Origin of the sequence: Caballeronia mineralivorans PML1(12) (assembly GCF_001028175.1) — a bacterium.
GTDB classification, from domain to species: domain Bacteria; phylum Pseudomonadota; class Gammaproteobacteria; order Burkholderiales; family Burkholderiaceae; genus Caballeronia; species Caballeronia mineralivorans.
The window spans coordinates 1-287 of sequence record NZ_AEJF01000351.1 but is presented as its reverse complement, the minus strand read 5'-3'; the positions used below and the strand labels follow the sequence as shown (position 1 = coordinate 287).

General features: G+C 69.0%; 1 protein-coding gene. It reads right to left on the bottom strand.

Annotated features, from left to right (window positions below; genetic code table 11):
• Positions 1 to 287 (bottom strand): type VI secretion system baseplate subunit TssG (locus EOS_RS42975; protein ID WP_047898343.1); only part of this gene is annotated, 287 nt, incomplete at both ends.

Below are 287 nucleotides of genomic sequence, written 5' to 3'. Positions count from 1 at the left end.
GGTGCAGGCCGCGCGTGGCGACCCGGGTTGCAGCAGGAACTGAACGTCGAGGTCCTGCTGGAGATAACAGCGAATCAGCCACGCAGCCAGTTCATGCGCATCGCCGCCCGGCAACAGCGCCGTGAAGCGCGCGGGGTCCAGATCGAGAAACTCGATACGAATACCCGCAGCCTGGTCCCAACTGCGACGCCCGAGCACGGCAAGACCGCCGAGACGCGGCGCGCCCGCGCCCGCCCTGGCAAGACGAAGCGTGTCGCGCGCGTCGATCTCGCGCCAACCGCCGACGA